This window comes from Rothia nasimurium, assembly GCF_928381705.1.
Classification (GTDB): Bacteria; Actinomycetota; Actinomycetes; order Actinomycetales; family Micrococcaceae; genus Rothia; species Rothia nasimurium_G.
Window position 1 is genome coordinate 1 of the sequence record NZ_CAKMSR010000024.1, and the last position, 2,059, is coordinate 2,059.

The window sequence follows — 2,059 nt, forward strand, 5'->3', positions numbered from 1 at the left end:
AGGTTGGTTACATGGAAGCTTACAGTAAGATTTAGATCAATACTAGAGCTCACTCACACTAAAGCCAAGAAAAAAATTTGTGAACCTTAAAAGGCAGGCTCCCCGCACCTATGCGCGGGGAGCCTGCTTTTTCAGATTAAAGAAAAGTACTTAAGTACTCTCTTTGGTCTAGTGACAGAATAACTCTGGTTTTTCCTGCACCCCGGCTGTAGGCTACTTATCAACTAGCCCCATCAAGGAGTCTGGTACCTTAGAGAAAAGAGATAAAGATGTCCCTTTTACCCCCCCGTTCTGCTTTTAGTATCTATGCGGTTGGCGCTGTGTTGATTGGTGGAGTAGGTCTTGCACCTGCTTTAGCTCAGAATTCAATTCCGACGAGCCAAGAGAGCTCTGTGGAATATAGGCTAGATGTGCTTGCAGAACAGGCATTTACAATTGATGAGCTTGAAGAGACTTCGTCTGCATTTGTAGTAGCTGGTGAAGAAAGTTCGGTTGAGATTCCTAAAGAGGCTGATTATCCAGTTGTATTAGTTTCTGAGAGCGAAGAGAATCTTGCTATTTCGATTCCTGCAAGTATAGAAGAGGCTGTGGCTGAACCTGGTGAGTTTGGGGAGGTTAGCTTTGATCATGGTAATGCTTCTTCTACATCTGTCCTGCCTCACGAAGATGGCTCTGTGCAGATGGTAACTACGATTGCTGATTCCTCTGCCCCTGAGGAATACGTTTATAATCTTGACTTGCCGGAAGGCGCCAGCATGGAGATTCTTGAGGGCGGTCTTGTTCTTGTAGAAGATTCTGAGGGGAACTTTTTTGCTGGTGTTGCTGCTCCTTGGGCTAAAGACGCTAACGGAGTGGATATACCTACCCGGTATGAGATTCGGGGATCTACTTTGGTTCAGGTTGTAGAGCATCGGGGGCAGGAGAGCGTAGCGTATCCTGTGACAGCTGACCCTTGGCTAGGACGGGATTTGATTAGCCGCGTCTGGGTAACTAACCATCGTGAAGGCTACAAGGTAAATGTTGTAGCTACTAGTTGGGGCAGGGCTTTTAGTGGAGTCGCGACACATAAGGCACATGTTGATGAACTTGTCTCGAAGACCGCACGGGGGCGGATAACACCAACTATCCGAGAACAGTATCTCTGCCATGTCGCTGGTAACCTTTTCGAGAGAGAAGATTATAATATGGAATCCTGGTTGCCCTATAAGCCTTGGTGGCAACAGCTCAACCCTGTTGATCAGTGCAATCCGGGGGGCAGTCGCTATTCATAAGAAAAATAATGCGATTCTTCTTGTGACTTTCTGCCTAGGTGGTCTTATATTTATCATATATGGCATGATCCAAATATCTCTTTATTCAAAGATTAGCGTTTCACCCTTCGAGGCTGAGCCAGAAGAAGTGGCTTATGCTTTTGCTTATAACTTAGATAGAGAGGACTATGACGGTGCAACTGCCTATTATGATTCTTATGCAAACTTAGGTGAATCTGCTGAGTCTATTGAAGATTTGAGAAATTCTGTAGGTATCCCACAGGGGTGTCGACTGCTAAAAAATAAAAAAGATCATATTCATGTAAACTATGATTCAAATATCTATAGGGTAGAAATTCCCTATAGGTGCGATAAGGGTGAGGATGTTCTAGATATTTATGTAACAGATGGAACCTGGGAAACTCCCAACGGTGCAGGAAAATTTGTGGTTTCGATAGCGGCTGGCAAAGCTGGATATCCTCTATAAGCATTGAACGCCTGATTTAGCGTGTAGAGCACTCCTCCCTGATAGGTCCCACCACCGTAGCCTAAGTTTCTTAGACCTTAACGGTTAGGCAGGCTCCCCGTATGTGTTGCGGGGAGCCTGCTTTTTGTTGTGGCGGGGAGGCGGGCAGGTCGGACGGACGCGGGTAGGGGTAGTAGGCGACACGGTACACGGGGCGGGGCCTCCAATCATCTTTGAAAGGGGTGTGTTCTTAGCCACAAGAGTAGTCGGCTGAGCCTGAAAAATCTAGACCCGGGCGTCCGATCCCCTCCCTTTTCTCGTGCCCTATCCCTACAATCGCAAG

2 protein-coding genes are annotated in these 2,059 nt (G+C 46.7%); both read left to right on the top strand.

The window, feature by feature from the left end:
• Positions 1-269 precede the first annotated feature (269 nt).
• Entirely contained in the window at positions 270-1,271 is a 1,002-nt protein-coding gene (locus L6762_RS11815) for a DUF2599 domain-containing protein (RefSeq protein WP_237187485.1), read from the top strand.
• Between the two features lie 127 nt (positions 1,272-1,398).
• On the top strand, positions 1,399-1,737 hold the full coding sequence (locus L6762_RS11820) for a hypothetical protein (RefSeq protein WP_237187487.1): 339 nt from the start codon (positions 1,399-1,401) through the stop codon (positions 1,735-1,737).
• Positions 1,738-2,059 lie beyond the last annotated feature (322 nt).